Source organism: Amycolatopsis nalaikhensis, from assembly GCF_030264295.1.
GTDB lineage: Bacteria > Actinomycetota > Actinomycetes > Mycobacteriales > Pseudonocardiaceae > Amycolatopsis > Amycolatopsis nalaikhensis.
Genome location: NZ_CP127173.1, coordinates 7,515,579 through 7,541,128, shown reverse-complemented (window position 1 = coordinate 7,541,128; position 25,550 = coordinate 7,515,579). Strand labels below are relative to the sequence as shown.

Sequence of the window (25,550 nt, the reverse complement as noted above, 5' to 3'; positions counted from 1 at the left end):
CGCGTCACCAGGTGACGGGCAGTTCGTACACCCCGTAGACCGACCCGTCGTGCTTGAACGGCACCTTCTCGAGGTCGGTGGCCAGCGCGAGCGTCGGGATCCGCCGGTAGAGCGTGCGGTAGACGACCTGGAGCTCGAGCCGGGCCAGCGGCTGGCCGAGGCACTGGTGCACGCCGAAGCCGAAGGCGACGTGCCGGTGCGCGTCGCGGCCGAGGTCGAGGCTGTCGCCGTCGGGGAAGACCGCGGGGTCGCGGTTGGCGATGTCGTTGGCCAGGATCAGGCCTTCGCCGGCGCGGATGGTCTGCCCGGCGATCTCGATGTCCTCGATCGCGACGCGGCGGCGGCCGTTGTGCGTGATGTTCAGGTACCGCAACAGCTCCTCGACCGCCGACGCGACCAGCGCCGGGTCGTCGGTGTCGCGCAGCCGCGCCAGCTGGTCCGGGTGCTCGAGCAGGGCCAGGGTACCGAGCGCGATCATGTTCGCCGTCGTCTCGTGCCCGGCGATCAGCAGCAGCACGCCCATCTGCGCGGCTTCGGTCCGGGTCAGCTCGCCGGCGTGCACGCGGACGGCCAGCCCGGAAAGCAGGTCGTCGGCGGGCGCGGCGAGCTTCTCCCCCATCAGCCGATCCAGGTAGCCGACGAGCGCCTGGTGCCCGGCGGCCCGCTCCTCGGGCTTCGCGTCGCGCCGGATGATGACCTTGCTGTTCTCCTGGAAGAAGTCGTGGTCGGCGTAGGGCACGCCGAGCAGCTCGCAGATCACCAGTGACGGCACCGGCAGCGCGAAGGCCTCGACGAGGTCGACCGGCTTCGGGCCGGCCAGGAGCTCGTCGATCAGGTCGTCGACGATCTCCTGCACGGCCGGGCGCATCGCGGCGACGCGGCGGATCGTGAACGGCGCGGTGACCATCTTGCGCAGCCGCGCGTGCTCGGGGTTGTCCATCAGGATGAAGCTGATGCCGGTGCCGCCCTTCGGCAGCGGCGCCGGGCTCGGGTAGCCGGGCCGGGTGATGTCGGCGCTGACCCGGGGATCGGCGAGCAGCGCCCGCTGTTCGGCGTAGCGGGTGACCAGCCACGGCGTGCTGCCGTCCCACAGCCGGACGCGGGCCAGCGGCGCCTGTTCCTGCAACGCGCGGGCGGCGGGCGGCGGGTCGAACGGGCAGCCCGCGGCGCGGGGCATCGGGAACTCGGGCGTCTCGACGGTGCTCGTCATGCGTTCCTCCACAACGGACGGATCGGGGTGCCGCGTGCCTTCTCGCCGGGACGCGCCGGGATCTCGTGATCAGTCAACCGAGACTGCTACGCTAAGTCAAGCGACTGATTTAATTCAGACTTTCCCGACGGAGGACCGCCGTGCCCCACCCATCCACCCCGGCCGGGGAGGCGTCGCCGCGCGCGAACCTCGTCGTCGGGATCCTGGCCTTCGCGGGCATCGTGGTCTCGCTGATGCAGACCCTGGTCATCCCGCTGATCCCGGCGCTGCCCGGGCTGCTGCACGCGTCCGCGGCTGACGCCACGTGGGCCATCACGGCCACGCTCCTGGCCGGCGCGGTGGCGACGCCGACGATGGGGCGACTCGGCGACATGTACGGCAAGCGGCGGATGCTGCTGATCAGCCTCGGCGCACTGGTCGTGGGTTCGGCGATCGGCGCGCTCTCGGACAGCCTGGTGCCGATGGTCGCGGGCCGGACGCTGCAGGGTCTCGCCGCGGGCGTCATCCCGCTCGGGATCAGCATCATGCGCGACGAGCTGCCGGTCGAGCGGCTCGGTTCGGCGACGGCGTTGATGAGCGCGTCGCTCGGCGTGGGTGGTGCGCTGGGCCTGCCCGCGGCGGCGCTGCTGGCCGAAAACGCCGACTGGCACGTGCTGTTCTGGACAGCGGCCGGGCTCGGCCTGGTCGCGACGGCGCTGGTCGTCACCCTGGTCCCGGAGTCACCGGTGCGCACGGGCGGCCGGTTCGACGTCCTCGGCGCGGCCGGGCTTTCGGTCGCCTTGGTGTGCCTGCTGCTGGCGATCTCGAAGGGCGCGGACTGGGGCTGGGGCAGCGCGGCGACGCTCGGCTTGTTCGCGGCGGCGCTGGTCGTCCTGCTGTTGTGGGGCCGCTGGGAGTTGCGGACCCGGCAGCCGCTGGTCGACCTGCGCACGACCGCGCGGCGGCAGGTGCTGCTGACCAACATCGCGTCGGCGGTGTTCGGTTTCGCGATGTTCGCGATGTCGCTGGTGTTGCCGCAGTTGCTGCAGCTGCCCGCGGCGACCGGTTACGGCCTCGGCAAGTCGATGCTGGCGGTGGGCTTGGTGATGGCGCCGTCCGGGCTGGTGATGATGGCGCTGGCCCCGGTGTCGGCCCGGATTTCCCGCACGCGCGGGCCGAAGACGACGTTGATGCTGGGCGCGGTGGTGGTGGCGACGGGGTACGGCCTCGGCATCGGGCTGATGAGCGCGACGTGGCATCTGGTGCTGGTGTCGAGCATCATCGGCGCGGGCATCGGGCTGGCGTACGGCGCGATGCCCGCGTTGGTGATGGGGGCCGTGCCGGTCTCCGAGACGGCGGCGGCGAACAGCCTGAACACGTTGATGAGGTCGATCGGCACGTCGGTGTCGAGCGCGACGGCGGGGCTGGTGCTGGCCCGGCTGACGATCCGGTTCGGGCCGGCGGAGCTGCCGTCGGAGAACGGCTTCCGGCTGGTACTGGGCATGGGTTCCGCGGCGGCTTTGATCGCACTGGCGGTCGCGGCGTTTCTGCCGAGGCGTGCGCGGGCGGTGGCGGAGCCGGGGCTGGAACCGGCTGGCGCCTTGCGCGGCTGACCTGCGCCGACCGCTGCTCGGCGGCGACACAGACCCGCCCGGAATCCGCACGGCCGCCTCGGCCCGCGGCCGCCCGACTCAGGTCCGGGCGGCCGCGTGGTCTCGACTGCGCACCCGCCGAGTTCGCCCGTCACCACCGAACCCGATCAGCTCCGAGCTGCCAAGCCGTCGAGGTGGAGCACCCCATCCCCGTGGTGCTCGGCGACGAACTCCGGCCCCTTCGTCACCAGCCGGGCAATCGCCGTCGCGTGGCCGTGGCCCAAGCCGTGCTCCGTCTTCAGCCACGTCACCACCTCGCCGTGCTTTGTCAGCTTCTTCGCCGCGGCCAACTCCAAAAATCCGCGCGGGGTGATGCCCGTCTGCTTCTCCGCGTTGTCGAGGTAGGCCTGGAAAGACATCTGCACGCTCCAATGGGATCAACTGGGTGAGCCCACCGTCGCACCGACAACTTTTTTTGTCAAGACCTCCGGGCGACCACCGCCAGCGTCGCGTACGGCAGCACGAAGCCGCCGCCGAGCCGGTCGATGGCCGCCCCCACACCCGCGAGCACCTCCGCCAGCGCGTCCGGTGGCAGCCTCGTCAAGCCGCCCGTCGTGGGCAGGAAGTCCAGCCACTCCTCGCGTGTGTACGCGCGCTCCCACTCGAACCGCCACCGCTCCGGCTCACCCAGCCCGGCCGCCGCCCGGATCCCGTCGGCGAACCCCGTGAACATCACCTCGTAGATCTCCGCCGCACTCCTCGACTCCCCCGCGAACGGCGAGTCAGGCAACACAGCCCGGATGCCCGCCGCGAGTGCGTCCGCCACCTCGGCCGGCGGCTGGAACACGTGCGCGAACACCGCGAGCAAACCACCGGGCCGCAACACGGCCGCGGCCTTCGCCGGGCCCGCGACCGGGTCCACCCAGTGCCACGCCTGCCCCGCGACGACCGCGTCGAACACCCGCCCGGCCGGGTCCCACTCCTCGAACGTCGCGACCTCGACGTCGATCCCGCCGCGCCGCGCGAACTCGGCCATCCGCGCGTCCGGATCGACCCCGAGCACCCGGCATCCGGCGTCGCGGAACTGCCGGGCTTCGATCCCGGTACCGCAGCCGACGTCGAGGAAATCGGGCCCGGGACTTTCGGCGACGACCCGGGCCACCAGCTCGGCCGGGTAAGCCGGACGGGCGCGGTCGTAGCGTTCGACGTCGGTTCCGAAGGACTCGGCCATCTGGCGGGCCTGGTGGGGACGTTCTTGAGTGGGCATGTGCCCACTTTAATGGGCGCTTGCCCACTCAGGCAACCGCATGGGCGTTCGCGCTCGGCGTACCGGAGAATGGCCGCATGCCGACCGGGGTCCACCTGCGCGACGTGCGCCAGCAGCTGTTCCACGCGGCCGAGCGGGTCCTGCTCCGCGACGGCCCGAACGCGCTGACGAGCCGCGCGGTCACGGCCGAGGCCGACGTCGCGAAGGGCGTGCTGCACCGGCACTTCACCGACTTCGACGACTTCCTGGCGGAACTGGTGCGCGACCGCATCGCCCGGCTCGCCGACCAAGCAGCGCTCCTGCAAGCTTCGGCGGGCACGCGCACGGTCGCGGACAACCTCGTCGCCGCGCTGGAGGAGGTGTTCGACCCGGTTTCGGTCGCGCTGGTCAGCCTCGTGTTCTTCCGCGACGAACTGCGCCGCCGGTTACGTCGTCCGGGTGACGGCCTGCCCCTGCTGGCCGAAGCCCGCGCGATGCTGGCGGGCTACCTGAAGGCGGAGCGCGCCCAGGGCCGCATCGCGGCCGACGCGGACGTCGATTCCCTGTCGCTGTCCCTCATCGGCGCGGGCCACCTGCTGTTCGCCGGCCGCCGCAAAGACACCCTGCCCGACAACGACGAACTGACGAAGGTGGTGCACACGACGATCGCGGACGTGGTGCAGCGACGCCTGTTGTGACCATCCACAGTGGACGGACCACACCCAGCGACCGCACCTCACCACCCGACGCAACCAAACGCGGGGGTCCGGGGGCGTGCCCCCGGCGGGGGTGTGGGGGCTCGGCCCCCACAGGACACAGAACGAGAGAGCCCTGTTCGCGCATTCCGCGAACAGGGCTCTCCTCGATCGAGTGGGCGATACTGGGATCGAACCAGTGACCTCTTCGGTGTGAACGAAGCGCTCTCCCCCTGAGCTAATCGCCCTCGTACGAACTTCACGAGATCCATGGGGGTGGACTCGTGGTGCGCGATACTGGGATTGAACCAGTGACCTCTTCCGTGTCAGGGAAGCGCTCTCCCGCTGAGCTAATCGCGCGCTGCGGAACTTCGTACTGGCGGAAAGCATATCGGACCGCTTCCGGGCGTTCACAGGGGGTCCCGTGTGACCGGCCGCACGTGGAAAACCGCCGTGACACGCGGGTGCGGAAACGGGCAGACTGCAGGAGACAGCACGTTCTTCGCCGCCGTCGCGGCCGAGCAGGAAGCCCTGATGACCGACACCGTGTCCACCGCGCCCGACCCCCACCTGGACCGCCCGCCGGCGCGGTCGGGACTCCTCATCGGGGTCCTCGTGCTGTCCGCCTTCGTGATGATCCTCAACGAGACGATCCTGAGCGTCGCGCTGCGGGACCTGACCGTCGACCTGCGCGTGCCCACCACCACCGTGCAGTGGCTGACCAGCGGGTTCCTGCTGACGATGGCCGTGGTCATCCCGACGACCGGGTTCCTGCTCGAACGCTTCTCGCCGCGGCAGGTCTTCCTCTTCTCGCTCTCGGCGTTCAGCCTCGGCACGCTGCTGTGCGCGCTCGCGCCCGGCTTCGGGATGCTGATGGCCGGCCGGGTGGTGCAGGCGTGCGGCACGGCCGTGATGCTGCCGCTGCTGATGACGACCGTGATGCGGCTGGTGCCGCCCGAGCGGCGCGGCGCGACGATGGGGACGATCACGATCGTCATCGCGGTCGCGCCCGCGATCGGGCCGACGATCGGCGGCGCGGTGCTCTCGTCGCTGGGCTGGCGGTGGATGTTCTGGATCGTGCTGCCGCTGTCGATCGCCGCGCTGGTGACCGGCGCGCTGCGGCTGCGCCTGGACAGCGAGCGGCGGCGGGTGCCGCTGGACGTGCCGTCGGTGCTGCTGTCCGCGATCGGGTTCGGCGGGGTGCTGTACGGCCTGTCCGCGACCGGTGAGCAGGCCGGCGCGGAGCCGCTGCTGCCGGCGTGGGTGCCGATCGTCGTCGGCGTCGTCGCGCTCGTCGTCTTCACCTGGCGCCAGCTGCGGCTGCAGCGGCGGGACCGGGCGCTGCTCGACCTGCGGCCGTTCACCCACCGGAGTTTCGTCGTCGCCTTGGTGCTGACGGCGCTGCTGTTCGTCTGCCTGATCGGCGCGGCGGCGATCCTCCTGCCGCTCTACCTGCAGACGGTGCTGCACACGACGACGTTCGTCAGTGGCCTGGCCGTGCTGCCGGGCGGGCTGGTGCTGGGCCTGCTGGGCCGCCCGGTCGGGGCGTTGTTCGACCGCGTCGGCGCGCGTCCGCTGGTCATCCCCGGCGCGGCCGCCATGGCCGTGGCGCTGTGGCTGTTCGCGACGCTGGGGCCGGGCTCGCCGCTGATCGCGGTGATCGGCATCCACGTGCTGCTGATGGCCGGCCTCGGGCTGATGATGACGCCGCTGTTCACCGAGTCGCTCGGCGTGCTGCCCGACCACCTGTACTCGCACGGTAGCGCGATCCTCTCGACGCTGCAGCAGGTGGCCGGCGCGCTCGGCACGGCCGTGTTCGTCAGCGTGGCGACGCTCGGCAGTGCCGACGCGGCGGCGGGCAGCCCGGACGCTTCCGGGTTGCGCGCGGCGTTCGTGGTCGCCGGGGTCGTCGGGCTGGTCGCCTTCGCGGGCACCTGGCTGATCCGCCGCTCCACCGCGGCCGCCAAGCCGGGGCCGTCCGTCCACTGAGGACAAGAAAGTCCCGCTTCCGCTCAGCGAAGGCTGGGGGGAGACCTGCGAGCGGAAGCGGGAGTTCGGGGCCGGTACGGGGGTCGCCTCGCGGCGAGTGGCTCAACGCGGCTCCAGCCTGACTGGTATTCCGTGAAGGCGAGGGGTGAGGCCCGGGGACTCCTCCGTACCGACACCCGTTACAACGCTCCGCGCGCTCGGGTGTTCCCCGACGTGATCCGGCTCATTCCTTCACCTTCGGGGTCGCGCGGACGCCGGTGTGGAGGTACTTCTCCCCCGTCGGCAGCGTGTAGAACGTCACCGACACCCAGCCCCGCATGCCCGCCGGGCTGTGCGCGAAGTGCGCCGGTCCGATGGCCACCAGGTCGTCCTCGGTCGTCGGGTCCGGCACCAGGGACGCCAGCGAACCCGTCACCGTCTGGCGGATCCGGAGCTTGTCCTCCCGGGTGAGGATCTCGATGCGCATCGACTCCCGTTCGTACACCCCGAGGAACTCCTCGAAGTCCACCGCGGGCGGCGCCGCGGCCGGTTCCAGCGGCCGCGGCATCGCGACCCCGGCCAGCTCGGCGAAGATTTCCGCGTACAGCTCTTCGTAGAGGTCGTGCGCGCTGCCGCCGTTGGTGAGGAGCGTGACCGCCATTCCCTGCTCCGGCAGCACTCGCAGGAACGCCGACTGGCCGATCGTGTTGCCGTCGTGGCCGATCAGGCGGTGGCCGTCCCAGCCGAAGCGGATCCAGCCGAGGCCCCACGAGTCGCCGAGCGTGTGCTTGTCCGGCATCTCGACCTGCTCCTCGGTCATCGCCGCGGCCGACTCCGCCGACAGCAGCCGCGTGCCGTCCGGGCCGAGGCCGCCGGTCAGGTGCAGCCGGGCGAACGCCAGCACGTCCGACGCCGACGCCGTGATCAGCCCGGCCGGGCCCGCCGAGCGCGGCAAGCCCCACACCGGGGCCGGCTCCGGGTCCTCGTCGCCGGTGGCCACGTGGCCCATCGCCGCGCGGAACAGCAGCGCCTCCTCCGGCAACGTGCCCGTGCGGGTCAGCCCCAGCGGCGTGAACAGCCGCTCGCGCAGGGCCGCGTCCCACGTCTTGCCGGTGAGCTTCTCGATCACGCGGCCGATGAGGATGAATCCGGAGTTGCAGTACGACAGGGTCGCGCCCAGCGGGTGGGTCTGCGCGGCCTGGTCGAGCACCGCGACGTACTTCTCGACGCAGTCGTCACCGCGGCCGGTGTCGGTGAAGACGTCGCCGTCGATGCCACTCGTGTGCGTCAGCAGGTGCCGCAGCGTCACCTTCTTCGTGACGTCGGGGTCGGCCAACCGCAGCTCGGGCAGCACGTCGGCGATCGGGGCGTCGAGGCTCAGCAGGCCCTCGTCGACCAGCTGCATGGCCACGGTGGCCGTCCACACCTTGCTGATCGAGCCGATCTGGAACACCGAGTCGTCGGTGACCTCGACGCCGGTGGCCTTGTTGAGCACCCCGAAGCTCGCGACGACCTCGTCGTCCCCGCGCAGGATGCCCAGCGTCGCCCCGGGCACGCGGTGCTTGCGCGCGAGCTCGGCCAGTCGCCGCCGCCAGTGCGCGGTGTCCAGCGGCACGCGCACCGGCTTGCCCGGCTCACCCGCGTGCTGCTCGACCCAGTCGACGACGCGGCGGTTGAAGTCCAGCCGGTGCGACGGCCGCCCGTCGAGGATGAACAGGTGCGACGCGCCCGGGTAGAGCACCATCCGGGTGGGCACGCCCTGTTCGCGCAGCGCGGTGAACCACTGCTCGGCCTGCCCCACCGGGCACCGCTCGTCTTCGGCGCCGTGCACCACCAGCGTCGGCGTGCGCACCTTTTCCACCTGCGCCAGCGGGGAAACCGCGGTGTAGTGCGCGCGGTTCTCCGCCGGGACGGCCCCGAGTTCGGCGACGCCGAGGTAGTGCCCGCTGTCGGACGTCCCGGCCATGCTCACGACGTCGCTGACGACGCCGCCCGCGACGGCCGCGGCGAACCGGTCGTCGCGGCTGGTGAGGTAGCACGTCATGTAGCCGCCGTAGCTGTAGCCGGACACGGCGAGCCGCCGCGGGTCGGCCACACCTTCGGCGACCAGGTCGTCCAGCGGCTCGAGGAAGTCCTTGGCGTCGGCCAGGCCCCAGGATCCGATGGCGCCGGTGAAGAACGCTTCGCCGTAGCCGTCGCTGCCGCGCGGGTTGAGCAGCAGCACCACCCAGCCGCGGGCGGCGAGCTGCTGGTGGTAGAGGTGCACGGCATCGGCGGTGCCGTTCCACGCGTTGTGCGGGCCGCCGTGGATGTCGAGCAGCAGCGGCCGCGGGCCGGTGCGGGCGGGGTCGCGCAGCAGCCAGCCGTGCACGACCGTGCCGTCGGAGACGGTGAACTCCCGCTCTTCGTGGGTGAAGGGCTCGAGGTCGTCGTCGCCGTGCGCGGTGAGGACGTGCGCCGCTCCCCCGCCGACGTCGACGGTCGCGATCTCGCCGTACGACGTCGGCGTGCCCAGCACCACCGCCGCTTTGTCCCCGGCAATGCTCAGGCCGGACACGGCGTTCCCGGTGCCGCCGAGGACCAGCCGCGGCTCGCCGCCGTCGGCGCCGACGGCGTACAGGTGCGTGTAGCCGCGGTCGCGGACGCAGAAGACCACGGTCGAGCCGTCCCCGGCGAGCTGCGGGAGGGCACCGGGGTAGCCGGGGCCGCCCGGCATCACGTTGCGGTCGAGCGACGCCGCGAGGTCGGTGGTCTCACCGCCGTCGAGCGGAACCCGCAGCAGCCCGAGGTGCCCGGACGCGGTGTCGCGGCGGCCGACGACGAGCAGCGCGGCGCCGTCGGCGGTCCACGTGACCGTGCCGCTCATGCCTTCGCCGGACCCGGTCAGCCGCGGCTCGGTGGTGCGGTCGCCGGGGTCGAGAACGTAGACGCCCGAACGGAAAGTCAGGTCGGCGTCGGCGTCGCGGGCGGCCGGGAACGCGAGCCGCTCGCCGTCCGGCGACCACGCGGGGTCGCCCGCGTGCCAGTTGCCGGACGTCACCCGGCGGACCTCGCCGGTGGCGAGGTCGAGGACGTGGACGTGCTTGCGCAGCGTGCTCAGCAGTCCGGCGCCGTCGGCCTTGAAGTCGAGCCGGTCGGCGACCACCGGGGCGTGCGCGCGACGGCCCTGAGCGCCGGAGTCTTCGCCTTCGTCGGCGGCGAGGTCGATCGGGGCGCTGAAGGCGATCTCGGCGCCGTCCGGGCGCCACACCGGGGTTCCGGCGCCCAGGGGCAACGTCGTGACCTGCTCGGGCTCGCCGCCGTCGGCGGGCAGCAGCCACAGCTGCGCCGGGCCGTCCTGGGCGCGCAGGAACGCGATCCGCGTGCCGTCCGGCGAAAACACGGGGGCCACGTCGGCGGTGCCGCGGGTGAGCCGGCGCGCCTCGCCGCCGCCGGTGGCGACCTGCCAGAGCGACCGGGTGTCCTCGTCCTTGTCGCGGTCGGCCGTGCGCACGACGTACACGACCGTGGTGCCGTCGGGCGAAATCGCGGGCTGCTCGGGGAACTCGAGGGCGTACAGGTCGTCGAGGCCGGGACGTCGGGTCATGCGGATCTCCTTGTGGGAAGTGGCTCAGGCGGCGAAGTGGCAGGCCGCGCGGTGCGGCCGGGGTGCGGCGTCGGCGGCCGGGTCGGCGGTGACGCAGACGGAACGGTCGGCGTGCACGAGCGGGCCGATCGGGCACCGCGGGTGGTAGCGGCAGCCGGCCGGCGGGTGGTGCGGGTCGGCGGGTTCGGTGTCGGCGAGCGCGTCGTCGCCGGTCGTGTCGAGCAGGCCGCGGTGCGCGGACGGCGCGGCGGCCAGCAGGTCCCGCGTGTACGGGTGCCGCGGGTCGGTCAGCACCTGCTCGGCGGGCCCGGCTTCGACGATCCGGCCGAGGTACATGACGGCGACGACGTCGCTGACGTACCGCACCACGGCCAGGTTGTGCGAGATGAACAGCATCGACAGGGAAAGCCGCCGCTGGACCTCGCGGACCAGGTTCAGCACGGCGCCCTGCACCGAGACGTCGAGCGCCGAGGTGATCTCGTCGGCGATGAGCACCTCCGGCTGCCCGGCGAGCGCACGGGCGAGGGCGACGCGCTGGCGTTGCCCGCCCGAGAGCTGCCCGGGCAGCATCGCGGCGCGTTCCGGGTCGAGGTTGACCAGGTCGAGCAGCCGCGCGACCTCCTCGCGCCGGGCGCGGCGGGACGTGCCCTTCGGCATCGCCTCGGTGATCGACTCGCCGACGGCCATCCGCGGGTCGAGCGAGGAGTAGGGGTCCTGGAAGACCATCTGCAGCGGGCGCCGCCGGGGCAGCCGCCGCACGTCGGTGCCGCCGAGCAGGACCCGGCCCGCGCTCACCGGCGCGAGCCCGACCGCGGCCCTGGCCAGGGTCGACTTGCCCGAGCCGGACTCGCCGACCAGGCCGACGACCTGTCCGGACGGGACGGTCAGGCTGACCCCGTCGACCGCGGTCAGCCCGCCGTAGCGGACGCTGACGCGGTCGAACTCGAGCACACTCATGCGGCACCTTCCTCACGGGACTGTCCGGAAAGGACACCCACGGCGGGCTCGTGCGGGTGCCAGCAGGCGACCCGGTGGCCGTCGGGTGTCGGCTCGAGCTGCGGGTCCTCTTCCCGGCAGCGGTCGGTGGCCAGCGGGCAGCGGGCGGCGAACGCGCACCCGGCCGGCACCCGGTCCGGCTCCGGCGGGCGGCCGGGGATGACGGCCAGCGGCTCGTCGCGGTCGGTTTCCAGGTCGACGGTCGTGGCCAGCAGCGCCCGCGTGTACGGGTGCCGGGCCGCGCCGGGCAGGCCCGCGGTCGGCAGGTCCTCGACGACGCGCCCGGCGTACATCACCAGCATCCGTTCGCACGTCTGGGAAACGACGGCGATGTCGTGGCTGATGAGCAGGATCGCCGCGCCCTCGGCTTCGCGGGTGCGGGCCAGCAGGCGCAGCACCTGCCGCTGCACGGTGACGTCGAGCGCGGTCGTCGGCTCGTCCGCGATGACGAGCTTCGGCTCGCCCATCAGGCCCATGCCGATCATCGCCCGCTGCCGCATGCCGCCGGAGAACTCGTGCGGGTACTGGCGGGCGCGGCGCGCGGCGGCCGGGACGCGCACCGCGGCCAGCCGGTCGATCGCCCGCGCGAACGCCGCGCGCCGGGACAGGCCGTGGTGCCGTTCGGACACCTCGGCCAGCTGCCTGCCGACGCGCCGGGCGGGGTTGAACGACGTCATCGGGTCCTGGAACACCATCGCCAGCGACGTCCCCAGCTCGCGGTCGCTCGCGTCCGCCAAGGGTTTCCCGGCGAACTCCAGGCGGTCGGCGGTCACGACGCCGGGGCGTTCGATCAGGCGGGACACCGCCAGCGCGGTCAGGCTCTTGCCCGACCCGGACTCGCCGACGACGCCGACGGCCTCGCCCGCGCGGACGCTGAAGCTGACCCCGCGCACGGGCACGGTCCACCCGTGCGGGCCCGGGAACGCCACCTGCAGGTTCTCCACGACGAGTACCGCGTCGTCCGCGGGCGGCTCGGCGGCCGCCGGTCGCGGGGCCGGGAGCGGGCCCGCCGCGCGCTTGCCCGGCCGGGTCCGGACGCCGACCACCGCCGCGACTGTCTCGCCGACGAGGTTGAACGCCAGTCCGGCCAGGACCACGGCGGCGCCCGGCGCGAGCGCGGCGGCCGGGTTGACGTAGATGCCGTCGAGGCCTTCGCGCAGCAGTCGTCCCCAGTCGTAGTCCGGTGCCTGTACGCCGATGCCGAGGAACGACAGCCCGGCGAAGGCGAGCAACGCCGCCCCGGCCTGGATCGTCGCGTTCACCAGCAGCGGCTCGCCGATGTTGGGCAGCACGTGCCGGACGAGCAGCCGGGTCCGGCCGACGCCGGAAATCCGGGCGGCGTCGACGAAGTCGCGGCCGGCCACCGACGCGGACAGCGTCTGGACGAGCCGCGCGAACGCCGGCGCCATCGCGAACGCGATCGCCAGCACCGCGCCGTGCGTGCCCACGCCGAAGATCACCGCGAAGAACAGGGCCAGCAACAGGCCGGGGAACGCGACCGCGATGTTGACCACCGCGGTCAGCAGCCGCCCCGCCCACCGCGGCAGCACCGACGGCAGTGCGCCGAGCACGACCCCGGCGCCGACGCCGATCGCGGTGGCGAGCACTGCGAGCCCGATCGAAAACCGGGTCGCCACCAGCGTTCGGAGCAGGATGTCGCGGCCGAGGGAGTCGGTGCCGAACGGATGCGCCCCCGACGGGGCCTGGCCGATCGCGTCGGTGTCGATCGCGGCAGCGACGTCACCCCACAGCAGGGGCGCGAGCACCGCCAGCGCGACGACCAAGCCCAGCAACACCGCCGAGCACGCGCCCACCGGCGTGCGCACCGCCGCCACCCAAACCGAACCGCGTCGTCGCGCCATCAGCTCTCCCGGATCGTCGAACGGGGGTCCAGCAGGCCGAGCACGACGTCGACCAGCAGGTTCACCAGCAGCACGCCGACGCCGTAGACCAGCACGATCCCCTGCACCAGCGGGTAGTCCTTGGTCACGATCGACTGCACGATGGTCGAGCCGAGGCCGGGCCAGGCGAAGACGTTCTCCACCAGCACCGTGCCCGCGACCATCGAGGTCAGCATCAGCCCGCCGAGGGTGAGGGTCGCGGTCAGCGCGTTCGGCAGCGCGTGCCGGACGTAGACCAGCCGGGCGGGGAGCCGCTTCGCCCGCGCGGTGCGGACGAAGTCGGCGCCCAGCACGGCGAGCAGCTCGACCCGGATGATCCGGGCCAGCACGGCCGCCGGTCCGAGCGCCAGTGCCGCCACCGGCAGCACGTACGAGCTCGCGTCGTCCGCGCCCGCCACCGGGAACCAGCCGAAGCCGACGGCGAGCAGCGCGACCAGGCCGACGCCCACCAGGAACTCGGGGACGGCGGCGAGGAGCACGCTCACCGACGTGAACGCCAGCTCCCCGCCCCGGCGGCGGCCGCCGCGGGTCAGCACCGCGAAGCAGACGCCGACCGGGACCGCGACGGCCACCACGACCGCGAAGGCCAGCACCGCCAGCTGCAACGTCGACGGCAGCCGGTCGCCGATCACCTGCGTGACCGCCTGCCCGCTGACCATCGACGTCCCGAGGTCCCCGGTCACCAGTCCGCGCAGGTAGTGCCCGTACTGCACCCACAGCGGGTCGTCGAGGCCGAGCGCGGCCCGCTTCGCCGCGACCAGGTCGGCGGGCGCGGTCATGCCGAGCGCGGCCCGCACCGGGTCGCCGGGCACCAGGTGGATCATCAGGAACGCCGCGGTGAGCAGCGCCCACAGCGAGACGGCGAACCGGACCAGCCGCCGCGCGGCGAACGACGGCCACGGGCCGCCGCGGACGCGGGGTGCCGCCGCGGTGGTCACTTCGCGAGCATCCGGATCGAGGACGGCATCAGGCTGCCCTGGCTGAAGGTGAACTTCGCGCCGCTGCCGTAGGTCGGGACGACGGAGTCGAAGTACGGCACCGCGTCGACCCGCTTGACGAGCGCGGTCTCCGCCTCGTTCCAGGCCGGGCAGCTGGCCTCGCCGGGCAACGACCCGGCCCGCTGCACCGCCGCGTCGTAGGCGGGGTTGGCGACGTGGGCGAAGTTCGTCCCGTCCGGGGCGGCCGGGCCGGACACGAACGGCACCAGCTGGCTCGGCAGCGCGAAGCCGACCGGGCCGAGCGAGACCTCCCACTCGCCGGTGCCGAAGAGCGCCTGGTTGAGGCCCGGGCTGTCGACGCCCTTGAGCGTGACGTCGGCGCCGAGCGACTTCCAGGTCTGCTGCAGCAGTTCGGCGGTCGGGGCCATCGTCGGGCCGAGCTGCGTGCCGTAGAGGACGGTCAGCGTCAGGCGCTTGCCGTTCTTGGCGCGCACGCCGTCGGCGCCCTTCGTCCAGCCCGCCGCGTCCAGCGCGGACGCCGCCGCGGCCGGGTCGTGGGCGGGCAGGTTGCCGGTGACGGTGTCGCCCGAGCAGACCTTCGGCTCGGCGGTGATCATGCCCTGCGACGGCTTGCCGGCGCCGTTGGTCAGCACCTTGCCCAGCTGCGGCAGGTCGAGGGCCTGGGTGAGCGCGCGGCGGACGGACTCGTCCTGGCCCGGCCGTCCGGCGGCCTGGTTGTAGAAGATCTCGCCCAGCGGGGCGAGGTAGTCCGCGTGGAACAGCTTCCGCGCTTCCAGGCGCTGCCGGTCGGGCCCGTTGATGGCGGCCGCGTTCAACTCCCCGGACAGCAGCAGGTTCGCGGCCGTCGTCGTGTTCGGGACGACCCGGACGACGACCTTGTCCGGCAGGCCCGGCTCGGCCTTCCAGTCGCCGGGGCCCCACGCGTAGTCCTTGCGCCGGGTGAGCGTGTAGTGGTCGTTGGGCACGACCTCGGAGATCGCGAACATGCCCGTGCCGCTTTCGCCCTTGGCGGGCAGCTTCCGGTCGCTCAGGCCCTTGGCGCAGACGATCGGCAGCGAACCGACGTTGCGGAGCAGGAACGCGTCCGGCTTGCCGCTGGTGACGGTGATCGTGCGGGTCGCCTCGTCGGCGGCCGCCTTGGTGCCGGGCGCGATCGTCAGCCCGGCGATCGGCGACTTGTTGGCCGGGTCGCCGACGAAGTTGACGTTCGCCGCGACGTCGGCGGCGGTCAGCGGGGCGCCGTCCGAGCACGTGATGCCCTGGCGCAGGGTGAAGGTCGCGCTCGTCGTCGTGGGCGCGTCCCACTTCGCCGCCAGCCCCGCGACCGGCTTGCCGTCGGCGGACTGGCCGAGCAGCGAATCGTAGAGGAACAGGTCGAGCTGGATCGCCACCGAGAACACCGTCATGTGCGGGTCGATGGTGCCGGGGTCGGAGCCGATGCCGAGGGTGAAGGTCTTGCCGTCCACCGGCGTCCCGTCCCCCGCGGCGGTGCCGCCCGATCCCCCGCAGGCGGTCGCGGTGAGGGCGAGCACGCCGAGCACGACTCCCGCCGTCCGTGTCCTGGTCATGGCGTTTCCTTCCGCAGGTGGTCCACGGCGAGGCGGGCGGCCTCGCCGATGGCGGCGTCGACGGCGGGCTGCCGCTCGGCGAGCGAGTCCGCGCGGGTGAAGACGGCGACGGCGAACCGGCGGCCGTCGGGGTACGTCACGACCCCGGCTTCGTTGCGGACCGCGGGCAGCGTGCCGGTCTTGGCCGCGATCGCGACGTCCGAGCCGAACCCGGAGGAGATCCGGTGCGGCCAGATCTGCCGCGCCATGATCCGGCGCACCCGCTCGCAGGCGGCGGGCTCGGCCGCGCGGTCGGTCCACACGGCTTCCAGCAGGGTGGTGATCTCGCGGGGCGTGGACGACGTCGTGCGCTCCGGGTCGAGCACCGCGAGTTTCCACGTCCGTTCCGGCGTGGCTCCGGCGAAAACGGCGTCGAGGTCGTCGTCTTCGGCGGCGCCGAGGTCGGCCAGCACCGAGGCGAAGAGGTCTTCGCAGCAGCCGATCAGCCGGGTGCGGCGCAGGTCCAGGTCGGCGAGGACGCGGTCGACGGCGTCCTGCCCGACCCGGTGGTAGATGACGTCGGTCGCGGCGTTGTCGCTCATGGTCAGCATGAACAGCGCGAGGTCCCGCCAGCTCATCTCGACGTCGTCGGCGCACCCCGCGGTGCCGATCCCGCCGATGCGGTAGCGCTTCCCGACGCGGGTCCGCTCGGTTTCGTCGAGCCGTCCCGCGACGACTTCCCGTGCGTAGGCGACGGCGACCGGGATCTTGAACACCGACGCGAGCACGACCGGGTCGTCCGCGCCGACGGCGACCTCGGCCCGCCCGCCGATCTCCCGCGCGTGCAGGAAACCCCGGGCGCCCGCGCTCGCGAAGACGTCTTCGATTTCGGTGGCGACGCCGCTCACGCGCTGACCCTTCGATCGGCGCGGCCGGTGTGCAGGTAGAGCGCCCGCCCGGTGCCGTCGTCGCCGACGAAGGCGTGCGGCAGGTACATGCCCTGCATCGGCTCGGCGAGGATCAGCGTGTCGCCATTCAGCGCGACCAGCTCGGTCTTCTCCGGACCGGACAGCTCGGCGAAGATCCCCTTCGGGACGCGCTCGACCCAGATCCGGCCGTCGGCGTCCTGGCTGACCTTGATGTCCGCGACCGACGACGCGTAGTCGCCGACGTACCGGCTCGCGTCGATCCGCGGCGGGGCCGGGTCGGGCACCGGCGGCTGGGCGAGCTCGATCCCGGCGAGCTCCTCGAGCAGGTGCCCGACGACCTCGGTGTAGAGCGGGATCGGGTTGCCGCCGTTGGTCAGCAGCGCCACCGCGACGTCGTGCTCCGGCGCGACCCGCAGGAACGCCGACTGGCCGATCGTGCCGCCGTCGTGCCCGACGACCGCCCCGCCGGGCCAGTCGAACAGCGACCAGCCGAGCCCCCACGCGTCGCCCATCAGCCCGAGGTCGGGCAGCTCCACCACGCGCTCCCGCATCGCGCGGGCGCTTTCCGCGCTCAGCACGCGGGTGCCGTCGGGGCCTTCGCCGTCCTTGAGGTGCATCGCGGCGAACGCCACCAGGTCACGCGGGCGCATCGCGAGCATCGAGCCCGCCGGGGCGTTCGACGGCGTCAGCGCCCAGATGCCCGCGGGTTCGGGGTCGGCGTCGGGCTTCGGCGAGAGGTGCCCGATCGCGGCGCGGAACCGGATCGCCTCGTACGGGCTCGCCGCGGCGTGCGTCAGGCCGAGCGGGGTGAACAGGTGGTCGTTCAGGCAGTCGCCGAAGCTCTTGCCCCGCAGCACCTCGATCACCCGGCCGAGCACGCAGAAGGCGGCGTTGTTGTAGGAGAACATCTCGCCGGGCGCGAACAGCTGCGGAACGTCGCCGAGGGTGGCGACGAGCTTCTCGACGCAGTCGTCGCCGCGGCCGGTGTCGGTGAAGATGTCGCCCTCGAAGCCGGAGGTGTGGCACATCAGCTGCCGCACGGTGATCCGCGCGGCCGCGTCCTCGTCGGCGAGCTTGAACTCCGGCAGGTGCTTGCGGACCGGGTCGTCGAGGTGCAGCACGCCTTCGTCGACCAGCTGCATCGCCAGTGTCGTCGTCCAGACCTTCGTGATGGAGCCGATCTGGAAGAGCGAGTTCACGTCCGCGTCGACGCCGGTGCCCTTGTTGAGCACCCCGGCCGCGCGGTCGACGACCTCGCCACCGGCGTACACGGCGACGGACGCGCCGGGGACCCGGTGTTCGGCGAGCAGGGCCGGGAGCCGGCTCGCGAGCCAGGCATCGAGTTCGGTGAGTTTCGACATGGTTGCCTCTCGTCCGACGATGGGGGAACCGGCGATGCCGGGATGCTAGGACGGCGGCCGGGGCGCACGGTTCGTCGAATCCGACGAGCCCCGGCGAAACTTTCATCGTGGCGGACGAACCGCCTCGCGCGGCTTCTCGGCGGAGGGCCGCGACCACAGCCGGCGCGCCAGCACCGCCCGGATCTCCGCGCAGCGCACCGCGATCAGGACCTTGCCGCTCGAGACCGCCACCGCGGCCCCGGCCGCGCACCGGCGGACCCGGGCACCCGCTTCCGCCACGCGGCGGGTGATCACCTGTTCGGCTGTCTCCATGGGACACTCCGTCCGTCAGTCCACTGTGGTCAGTCCGTCAGCCAGGACTTCGCGACGGTCACCTCGGCCAGCCGCTCCGCGATCGGCGTGACGCCGAGGCCGGGCCCCGACGGCACCGGCAGCCGCCCGCCTTCGAGCACGAACGGCTCGGTGATGTCGGTGCGGTAGAACCGGTCCGAAGCCGAGGTGTCGCCGGGCAGGGTGAACCCGGGCAGCGACGCCAGCGCGACGTTGGCCGCCCGGCCCAGCCCGGTCTCGATCATCCCGCCGCACCACACCGGGACGCCGTGCGCGGCACAGACGTCGTGCACCCGCCGCGCCTCGAGGTACCCGCCGACCCGGCTCGGCTTGATGTTGACGATCCGGCAGGCGCCGAGCCGGATCGCGTCCGCGGCCGAGCGGGCGGACACCACGGACTCGTCGAGGCAGATCGGCGTCCGGATGTGCTTGGCCAGCTCCGCGTGGCCGAGTACGTCCTCCTCTTCCAGCGGCTGCTCGATCAGCAGCAGCTCGAAGGGGTCCAGCCGGCGCAGCTGCGGCACGTCCGAGAGGGTGTACGCCGTGTTGGCGTCGACCTGCAGCAGGACGTCGTCGCCGAAGCGCTCCCGGACCGCCCGCACCGGCTCGACGTCCCAGCCGGGCTCGATCTTCAGCTTGATGCGCAGGTAGCCGGCGTCGAGGTAGCCGCCGACGGCGTCGAGCAGCTGCGGGATCGAGTCCATGATGCCGACCGAGACCCCGCACGCCACGGAGTCCGATGTGGACCCCAGCGCGGTGGCGAAGGAGACGCCGTGCGCGCGCAGCTCCGCGTCGAGCACGGCCATCTCCAGCGCGGCCTTGGCCATCCGGTGGCCCTTGAACTTCGCCAGCAGCGGCGCGACCTTGTTCGCCGTCAGGTCGTCGGCCGCCAGCAGCGCCGGGACGAGGAAGGTCCGCAGCACGTGCTCGACGCCGTCGACGTACTCCGAGGAGTAGAGCGGGTCGACCATCGCGCCGCACTCGCCCCAGCCCTCGCCTTCGGAGGTCACCGCGCGCAGGACCAGCAGCTCGCGCTCGGCCTGGGTGCCGAACGACGTCCGAAACGGGGAGACCAGCGGCATGCGGACGCGCAGCAGGTCCACACCGGTGAGTTTCACGACTGCTCCTTCGCGACCACGTACCAGCCGGCACGATCGAATCCGATGACGGAGGCGCCGCCGGTCATCAGGCCGCCGAGCACCTCCCGCAGGGCGACCCGCCACGCGCGGCCCCGGCCGGGGTCGGCGCGCCGGAGCGCCTCGATGTCCGGCGGCACGGCGACGAGCACGACCGGCGCGTCGGCGGGCCCGGTGACCGGCGCGCCGCCGTCGTCCGCCGCCAACGCCACGGCGGCGCCCTGGTTCCGCAACGCCGCCGCGTCGAACCGGGCGGGTTCGGCCCTGGCCGCGGCGCGCACCGGCGGGCTCGCCAGGTCCCAGGCCACCATCAGCCGGTCGGTGTCGCCCGCGCCGTTGATGCCGTCGTGCATCGGGCCGTAGAAGTCGGGCAGGTAGTGCTCGGGGCGGGCGGCGAGCTTGGTCAGGTTGAAGTGGGCGTTGCGCCGCACCAGCGGGTCGAACGTCCACGAGACCACCGGGACGTCCTGGCCCAGTGCCCAGGCGCGCTGGTGCAGCTTGAGCGCGAACCCGATGCCGCGGCCGTGCCCGGCGGTCGCGACCCCGGCGATGTGGCTGTGCAGTCCCCCTTTCGCGGGCCCGCCGAAGAACCCGAAGCAGGCGCCGAGGAGCTCGGTGCCGTCGAAGGCGCCCGCGACGTAGTTGCCCGCGGACACCATGGCCCGCAGCAGTTCGGACGTCACGGGCTGGTTTCCGGGAGCCGGGCGCCAGATCGCCTCGAAGAGCCGGGTCACGGCGGTCAGGTCGGCGACCTCGGCGAGTGTCCGGACCTGGACCCCCGAGGCCGTCGCGGCGGCGGTGGCGGCCGCGGCCGCCTCGTCCCGCAGGAGCGGGGCTGTGTTCGTCACGACTTCTGTCACACCGACCACCTTTCCGCCACGGCCGGGCCGGGTCACCGTTGTCCCGCACCGGATTCACCCGGCGCGTTCGTCGTGGCGGACGAACTCCCTTGCGCCAGCACGGTTTCCGCCAGCGCGGTCAGTAACGCGAGCCGGTTCGGCAGCTCGGCGACCACGACGTGTTCGTCGTCGGCGTGGGCACCGCCGCCGACCGCACCGAGGCCGTCGAGGGTCGGGATCCCCAGTCCGGCGGTGAAGTTGCCGTCGGACGCGCCGCCGACCGCGGCTTCGGTGAGCGTGCCGCCCGCGAGTTCGTTCGCCAGCGCGAAGAGGTCCGCCGACGCCGCCGCGTCCAGTGGTGGCCGGTTGATGCCCCCGGTGATGCGGATCCCCGCACCGGGCAGGTGCGGCCGGAGACTCCGGATGGCCTGGTCGACGCGGAGTTGTTCGGCCGCGTCCCACACCCGCACGTCGACCGCGACGCTCGCCGCGCCGGGCACGGTGTTGGTCGTCGTTCCGGCGCTGAGCGCGGTCGGGACGACGGTCGTGCCGCGTTCGGGGTCGGCGAGAGCGGCTACCGCGAGGATCTGGTGGGCGACCTCGATCCCGGCGTTGACGCCCTTTTCCGGTTCGAGCCCGGCGTGCGCGGCGCGGCCGTCGACTTCGATCCGGTACAGGGAAACGCCTTTGCGGCGGGTTTTCAGCGCGCCACCGTCGGCCGAGGCTTCGAGCACGAAGACCGCGTCGCAGCTCTTGGCCTCCTCCTCGATGAGCGCGCGGGACGACGGCGAGCCGATTTCCTCGTCGCCGGTGACGAGGATCGAGAGCCCGTCCCGATCGGGCAGCGCCGCGGCGGCGTGCAGGGCCAGCACCACCCCGGCCTTCATGTCGAAGCAGCCGGGGCCGCGCAGGACGCCGTCGCGGACTTCGAAGGGGTGCGTGCGCAGGGAACCCAGCGGCCACACGGTGTCGTGGTGCCCGAGCAGCAGGACCCGCGGCGGGCCGTCGCCGAACCGCCAGCGCAGGTGCGGACACCCGTCGACGTCGAGGCGCTCGGGTTCGGCGCCGAGCAGGCGACGGCCGATCGCGGCGACGGCTTCGGCGCTGCGGGCGACGGCTTCGTGGTCGGCCGACGGTGACTCGCACCGGACGAGCGCCTCGATGTCGTCGATCACTTCGGCTCACCCCGCAGCGGCTGTCCCGGAAAGGCTTCCGTGTCCAGGGCTCCGTCCCTGACCACGGGAACTCCGGCGACGAACAGGTGCCGGACCCCCTTCGACGGCCGGGTGGGGTCGGTGTAGGTCGCGGTGTCGGTGACCGCGGCCGGGTCGAGGACCACGACGTCGGCGTCGGCGCCCACACCGAGGTGGCCCTTGCGGCGGGCCGCGGGCGCGACGTCGTCGAGGATCCGCGACGGCAGGTAGGAGCAGCGGCGGAACGCCTCGAGCCAGCTCCAGGCCCCGCTTTCGCGGACCATCAGGCGCAGGGTCTTGGCGTAGGTGCCCGCGGTGCGCGGGTGCGTGGTGCCGCCCGGCGGCAGCGGCCACTCGGTGGTCTCGCTGTGACCGTCCTTCCAGGACACGGGCATGGCGTCGCTGGCGACGACGGCGTCGGGGAAGGCGAGGGCTTGGTGCAGCAGCGCGCGTTCCCGGGGGTTTTCTTCGTCGAGGAACTCCAGGATGCACGGCGCGGCCGGGTCGTCCCGCCGGATCTGGCGCAGCCGGGCTTCGTCGCGAACCCGCTCCCCCGTCTCCAGGATCACGACGCTCGAGGGCCGGAGTCCCTTCATCCGCAGGCGGTCCGGCTCGATGAAGGCGGCCCCGACGGCGGTGCTGCCCGCGCCGTACGGGTAGGCCTCGACGGTGACACGCGAGCCTTCGCGGCGCGCGGTGTCGAGGGTGGCGAGGACGCGGTCGATGTGGTGGCCGGAGGTGCTGTTGACGTGGCAGTGGTGCATCGCGGCGCCCGTTTCCCCGGCGGCGGCGACGATCTCGACCGAGCCGTCGACCGGGATCGCCGGGTCGACCTCGACCAGCTCCCGGACGTGGGTGTAGGTGGGGACGCCGGCGTTCGCGGCGAGCCGCGCGACGGCGAGGAACTCCCCCGGCTCGGTCGCGGGCGCATAGCCCATCAGAATGCCGATGCCGAGTGCGCCATCCGCCAGTTCGCCCTCGAGCAGCGACAGCCACGCGGCCAATTCGGTCTTGGACGAACTCCGTTGCCACCGCGGGTTTCCGAGGACGGCGAGCCCGCTGTCGATGCTCGCGTCGGGCGCGATGTTCGCGAGGACCTGCGCCCGCGCGGCGCCCCAGGAGGCGGAGAAGCCGTAGTGCAACGGCCGCCCGGCCTTGGCGGCCTCGGCGTAGGCGCGTTCGATCGGCATCAGCCCGGCTTCGAGGTCGAGGGCGGCGGTGACCCCGTCCATGGCCTGCAGCCGCTGTCCGGCGATCGAGTGCACGTGGCTGTGCAGGTCGACGAACCCCGGCCCGACGACGAGCCCGCTGACGTCGACTTCCGTGGCGTCCGGCGCGTCGAGCGCGGTGCCGACGGCTTCGACGGTGTCGCCGTCGAGGAGCACGTCGGCGATGCCGTCGAACCCGCTGCCGGGGTCCACCACCCGGCCGCCCCGCAAGAGTGTCCGCACCCGTCCGCCTCCTCGTCGTCGCCGATCGAGGTGACGTTAGGAGGTCGGGCGGCGCGGGCGTTCGTCCCGCACGACGAATCGCGGCGGGCTGGTTCAGCCGCGGCGACGAACTCAAGCGCCCCAATGTGGCCTTGGTTGCGTCTGACGCACCGAAGGCCGCCTTGGGTGCGTCTCACGCACCGAAGGCCACATTGGGGCGCTCGGGGCCGGGGTCAGCGAACCGGGGTCACCGGTGCGAGGAGCAGGCCGGTGATCGCGTCGATCAGGCCCGACGCCGCGTCGTCCCAGCTCGCCCGCGGCGTCGCCGTTCCCTCGGCCAGCGCCCGCTCGCGCTCGGCCGTCATGTGGATCATCAGCTGGCGGGCCATGTCTCCCCGCTCGGCGCGCACGTCCGGCGGCAGGCCGTCCAGGCTGCGGTTCCAGCCCTCGACCGCGCGGACCAGCGTCGGCGAGGACAGCGACTCCTCGACGATGATCGCCCGCAGGGCCGGGTCCGTCATGATCTGGGCGCTGAACCGGGCGAACCAGGTCGGGGCGCCCAGCTCGCGCAGGTACGTCGTCGTCGGGCGGACCAGGCAGGCCACCCAGTCGCGCAGGTCGCCGTCGCCCTCGATCGCGTCGACCAGCTCCGCGCGCAGGCGCTCGATGCGCTCGGAATGGCGGCGGACGATCGCGCGGACCAGGTCGACCTTCGTGCCGAAGTGGTAGTTGACCGCCGCGTTGTTGCCCTGCCCGGCCGCCTCGCTGATGTGCCGGTTGGACACGACCTGGACCCCGTGCTCGGCGAACAGCCGCTCCGCCGTGACGAGGATGCTCTCCCGCGTCGCGTTCGCGCGGTCCGCCTTCACGTTCATCCGGCCCACCTTACGAGGCCCGCGCTCACTGCACCGACCACCCGCCGTCCGAGGGCAGCACCGCGCCGTTGACGTTCACCCCGTCGTCGCTCAGCAGGAAGGTGATCGACGCCGCCAGCTGCTCCGCCGTCGCGATCGGCGGGATGGCCGAGAGGAACTCGCCGAGCCGGCGCTGCCCGAACTCCGACGGCTCGGCGCTCAGCCCCATGCCCGTCGCGACGCCGCCCGGGCGACCGCGTTGACGCGGATCCCGTGCGGCCCGTACATCACCGCGCAGCTGCGGGTGATCCCGACGACGGCGTGCTTCGACGCGGTGTAGGCGATCCCGGCGGCCGACCCGCGCAAGGCCGCCTCCGACGCGATGTTCACGATCGCGCCCGCGCCGGCCTCGAGCATCGCCGGGACGACCGCGCGGATGAGCCGGAACGTCCCGTCGACGTTGACCGCGAACACGCGCCGCCACTGCTCGTCGCTCGTCTCGTGGGCCGGGCTGAAGTCGTCGACGATGCCCGCGATGTTCGCCAGCCCGTCGACGCCCGGGCCCGCGGCGGTGACGATCCGCGCCACGCCCGCCTCGTCGGTGATGTCGGCGGTCACCGTGACCACGTCCGCCGCGTCGAGGCCGGCGGCGAGCGTGGCCAGCCCGTCCGCCGCGACGTCGACCGCGACGACCCGGCCACCCTCGCGGGCGATGCGCGTCGCGGTGGCCCGGCCGATGCCGGACGCGGCGCCGGTCACCACGACCGTCCGGCCGTCGAACCGGCCGGGCACGATCCGCTCGCGCCGGGCCGCGGGCGCCGGGGTGACGCCGTCGTTCACGCGCGCCACCAGGTCGTCGACGACGTCCTGGACCAGTCGCCCCTGGCTCAGCTCGGCCAGCTGCCGCAGCGGCAGCCGCCGGACCGGCGCCAGGACGGACTCGTCGAAGCCCGCCTCGGCGAGCAGCGCGCGGATGAGCGGGCCGCCTTCGGGGTGCGCGACCCACTCGCCGACCGGGCTGTCCGCCGTGAGCGGTTCCGTGGTGGTCATGCCGCCAGCGTATCCCGAGTTTAAATCAACTGCTTGACATCATAGGGGTGGCGAGAACCCGGTGGAGACTGGCAGAACAGCCACTGGCCGTCGGCGGGGGCCGTTTCTACCGTGGTCGATCATGATCGCTGTGCTGGCGCCGATCCTGATCGGCCTCCTCTACGTCGTCCTCAACTCCCTCATCGCCGAGCCGCACCGGCGGAAGTTCAACGCCGTCATGGTCGCGGGCGCGGGCGCCGCCTACCTCTCGGGTGGCGCGCTCGGGCCGTGGGAGATCGTGTTCTGCGCGGTGCTCGCCTACGTCGGCTTCCGCGGCCTCGACTCGTGGACGTTCATCGGCATCGGCTGGCTGCTGCACACCGCCTGGGACGTCGTCCACCACCTGAAGGGCCAGCCGATCCTGCCGTTCGCGCACGACTCGTCGTTCGGCTGCGCGATCTGCGACCCGGTCATCGCGATCTGGTGCTTCACCGGCGGCCGCTCGGTGCCGCGGGTTGGCGCGCGGGCGGCCCGGGTACCCCGGTGAGCGCCAACCCGAGGAGCACCCATGAGCACCGACGTCGAACGCGCCGCGCACGCCTACTGCCCCCGGTGCCACCCCGACCCGCGGCCGGGCGAGGTGCTCACCGCGTTGTGCGGGGCGAAGTACCCGTACTGGGGCCGCCGTGACCGGCCGGTGAACCAGTGCCCCGCCTGCGTGCGGCTGGCTTCGGCGCCGGTGTTCGCCTGCGGCCACTCCGGATGAGCCG

The 25,550-nt window shown here is 73.0% G+C and carries 23 protein-coding genes and 2 tRNA genes; 5 read left to right on the top strand and 20 right to left on the bottom strand.

The annotated features are described in order from the left end of the window. Nucleotides 1-4 precede the first annotated feature (4 nt). The gene (locus QP939_RS36885; protein ID WP_285451027.1) at nt 5-1,210 is read right to left on the bottom strand and encodes a cytochrome P450; all 1,206 of its coding nucleotides are present in this window, start codon (nt 1,208-1,210) and stop codon (nt 5-7) included. Nucleotides 1,211-1,350: 140 nt separating this feature from the next. Between QP939_RS36885 and QP939_RS36880 the strand changes: the two genes are divergently transcribed. After that, nucleotides 1,351-2,802 carry an MFS transporter gene (locus QP939_RS36880; protein WP_285451026.1) on the top strand — a complete coding sequence of 484 codons (1,452 nt, stop codon included), beginning with the start codon at nt 1,351-1,353 and terminating at the stop codon, nt 2,800-2,802. Nucleotides 2,803-2,948: 146 nt separating this feature from the next. Here the strand turns inward: QP939_RS36880 and QP939_RS36875 are convergent, their stop codons facing one another. Further along, a complete protein-coding gene (locus QP939_RS36875) occupies nt 2,949-3,200 on the bottom strand; it encodes a DUF4287 domain-containing protein (protein WP_285451025.1) in 252 nt (83 codons plus the stop codon). 59 nt (nt 3,201-3,259) lie between these two features. Then, a complete protein-coding gene (locus QP939_RS36870) occupies nt 3,260-4,012 on the bottom strand; it encodes a class I SAM-dependent methyltransferase (RefSeq protein WP_285459930.1) in 753 nt (250 codons plus the stop codon). A 113-nt stretch (nt 4,013-4,125) separates the two neighbouring features. On the opposite strand from QP939_RS36870, the gene QP939_RS36865 reads away from it, so the two are divergent. Further along, complete coding sequence (locus QP939_RS36865) at nt 4,126-4,725, top strand: TetR/AcrR family transcriptional regulator (protein WP_285451024.1); 600 nt, start codon at nt 4,126-4,128, stop codon at nt 4,723-4,725. Between the two features lie 173 nt (nt 4,726-4,898). On the opposite strand, the gene QP939_RS36860 is transcribed toward QP939_RS36865, so the two are convergent. Next, nucleotides 4,899-4,970, bottom strand: a tRNA-Val gene (locus QP939_RS36860). Nucleotides 4,971-5,007: 37 nt separating this feature from the next. Continuing rightward, nucleotides 5,008-5,082 (bottom strand) — tRNA-Val (locus QP939_RS36855). A 174-nt stretch (nt 5,083-5,256) separates the two neighbouring features. Between QP939_RS36855 and QP939_RS36850 the strand changes: the two genes are divergently transcribed. Further along, nucleotides 5,257-6,711: a DHA2 family efflux MFS transporter permease subunit gene (locus QP939_RS36850; protein ID WP_285451023.1), complete on the top strand. Its 1,455-nt coding sequence runs from the start codon at nt 5,257-5,259 to the stop codon at nt 6,709-6,711. A gap of 223 nt (nt 6,712-6,934) precedes the next feature. On the opposite strand, the gene QP939_RS36845 is transcribed toward QP939_RS36850, so the two are convergent. The 15 genes from QP939_RS36845 to QP939_RS36775 form a co-directional block, all read right to left on the bottom strand. Beyond that, nucleotides 6,935-10,276, bottom strand: a complete 3,342-nt coding sequence (locus tag QP939_RS36845; protein WP_285451022.1) for a serine hydrolase — start codon at nt 10,274-10,276, stop codon at nt 6,935-6,937. A gap of 24 nt (nt 10,277-10,300) precedes the next feature. Next, nucleotides 10,301-11,233: an ABC transporter ATP-binding protein gene (locus QP939_RS36840; RefSeq protein WP_285451021.1), complete on the bottom strand. Its 933-nt coding sequence runs from the start codon at nt 11,231-11,233 to the stop codon at nt 10,301-10,303. Further along, nucleotides 11,230-13,134 (bottom strand): dipeptide/oligopeptide/nickel ABC transporter permease/ATP-binding protein, encoded by a 1,905-nt coding sequence (locus QP939_RS36835; protein WP_285451020.1) that lies wholly within the window; start codon nt 13,132-13,134, stop codon nt 11,230-11,232. The genes QP939_RS36840 and QP939_RS36835 overlap by 4 nt, the downstream gene beginning before the upstream one ends. Further along, the gene (locus QP939_RS36830; RefSeq protein ID WP_285451019.1) at nt 13,134-14,111 is read right to left on the bottom strand and encodes an ABC transporter permease; all 978 of its coding nucleotides are present in this window, start codon (nt 14,109-14,111) and stop codon (nt 13,134-13,136) included. The genes QP939_RS36835 and QP939_RS36830 overlap by 1 nt, the downstream gene beginning before the upstream one ends. Next, nucleotides 14,108-15,700: an ABC transporter substrate-binding protein gene (locus tag QP939_RS36825; RefSeq protein ID WP_285451018.1), complete on the bottom strand. Its 1,593-nt coding sequence runs from the start codon at nt 15,698-15,700 to the stop codon at nt 14,108-14,110. The genes QP939_RS36830 and QP939_RS36825 overlap by 4 nt, the downstream gene beginning before the upstream one ends. Continuing rightward, a complete protein-coding gene (locus QP939_RS36820) occupies nt 15,697-16,587 on the bottom strand; it encodes a serine hydrolase (RefSeq protein WP_285451017.1) in 891 nt (296 codons plus the stop codon). Before QP939_RS36820 ends, QP939_RS36825 begins: the two co-directional genes overlap by 4 nt. Then, on the bottom strand, nt 16,584-17,969 hold the full coding sequence (locus QP939_RS36815; protein ID WP_285451016.1) for a serine hydrolase domain-containing protein: 1,386 nt from the start codon (nt 17,967-17,969) through the stop codon (nt 16,584-16,586). The genes QP939_RS36820 and QP939_RS36815 overlap by 4 nt, the downstream gene beginning before the upstream one ends. A 102-nt stretch (nt 17,970-18,071) precedes the next feature. Further along, nucleotides 18,072-18,281: a hypothetical protein gene (locus QP939_RS36810; RefSeq protein WP_285451015.1), complete on the bottom strand. Its 210-nt coding sequence runs from the start codon at nt 18,279-18,281 to the stop codon at nt 18,072-18,074. Between the two features lie 29 nt (nt 18,282-18,310). Next, complete coding sequence (menC, locus tag QP939_RS36805) at nt 18,311-19,417, bottom strand: o-succinylbenzoate synthase (protein WP_285451014.1); 1,107 nt, start codon at nt 19,415-19,417, stop codon at nt 18,311-18,313. Then, entirely contained in the window at nt 19,414-20,295 is an 882-nt protein-coding gene (locus tag QP939_RS36800; protein ID WP_285451013.1) for a GNAT family N-acetyltransferase, read from the bottom strand. Before QP939_RS36800 ends, menC begins: the two co-directional genes overlap by 4 nt. A gap of 32 nt (nt 20,296-20,327) precedes the next feature. Beyond that, a complete protein-coding gene (locus QP939_RS36795; RefSeq protein WP_285451012.1) occupies nt 20,328-21,449 on the bottom strand; it encodes a M20 family metallopeptidase in 1,122 nt (373 codons plus the stop codon). Next, nucleotides 21,446-22,918, bottom strand: a complete 1,473-nt coding sequence (locus QP939_RS36790; RefSeq protein WP_285451011.1) for an amidohydrolase family protein — start codon at nt 22,916-22,918, stop codon at nt 21,446-21,448. Before QP939_RS36790 ends, QP939_RS36795 begins: the two co-directional genes overlap by 4 nt. A gap of 212 nt (nt 22,919-23,130) precedes the next feature. Further along, nucleotides 23,131-23,772 carry a TetR/AcrR family transcriptional regulator gene (locus tag QP939_RS36785; RefSeq protein ID WP_285451010.1) on the bottom strand — a complete coding sequence of 214 codons (642 nt, stop codon included), beginning with the start codon at nt 23,770-23,772 and terminating at the stop codon, nt 23,131-23,133. A 25-nt stretch (nt 23,773-23,797) separates the two neighbouring features. Next, nucleotides 23,798-23,980 carry a hypothetical protein gene (locus QP939_RS36780; protein WP_285451009.1) on the bottom strand — a complete coding sequence of 61 codons (183 nt, stop codon included), beginning with the start codon at nt 23,978-23,980 and terminating at the stop codon, nt 23,798-23,800. Next, the gene (locus QP939_RS36775) at nt 23,971-24,801 is read right to left on the bottom strand and encodes an SDR family NAD(P)-dependent oxidoreductase (RefSeq protein WP_285451008.1); all 831 of its coding nucleotides are present in this window, start codon (nt 24,799-24,801) and stop codon (nt 23,971-23,973) included. The genes QP939_RS36780 and QP939_RS36775 overlap by 10 nt, the downstream gene beginning before the upstream one ends. 121 nt (nt 24,802-24,922) lie before the next feature. Between QP939_RS36775 and QP939_RS36770 the strand changes: the two genes are divergently transcribed. Further along, nucleotides 24,923-25,327: a DUF6010 family protein gene (locus QP939_RS36770; RefSeq protein WP_285451007.1), complete on the top strand. Its 405-nt coding sequence runs from the start codon at nt 24,923-24,925 to the stop codon at nt 25,325-25,327. Between the two features lie 21 nt (nt 25,328-25,348). Next, nucleotides 25,349-25,546: a hypothetical protein gene (locus QP939_RS36765; RefSeq protein ID WP_285451006.1), complete on the top strand. Its 198-nt coding sequence runs from the start codon at nt 25,349-25,351 to the stop codon at nt 25,544-25,546. The last annotated feature ends 4 nt before the right edge of the window (nt 25,547-25,550 follow it).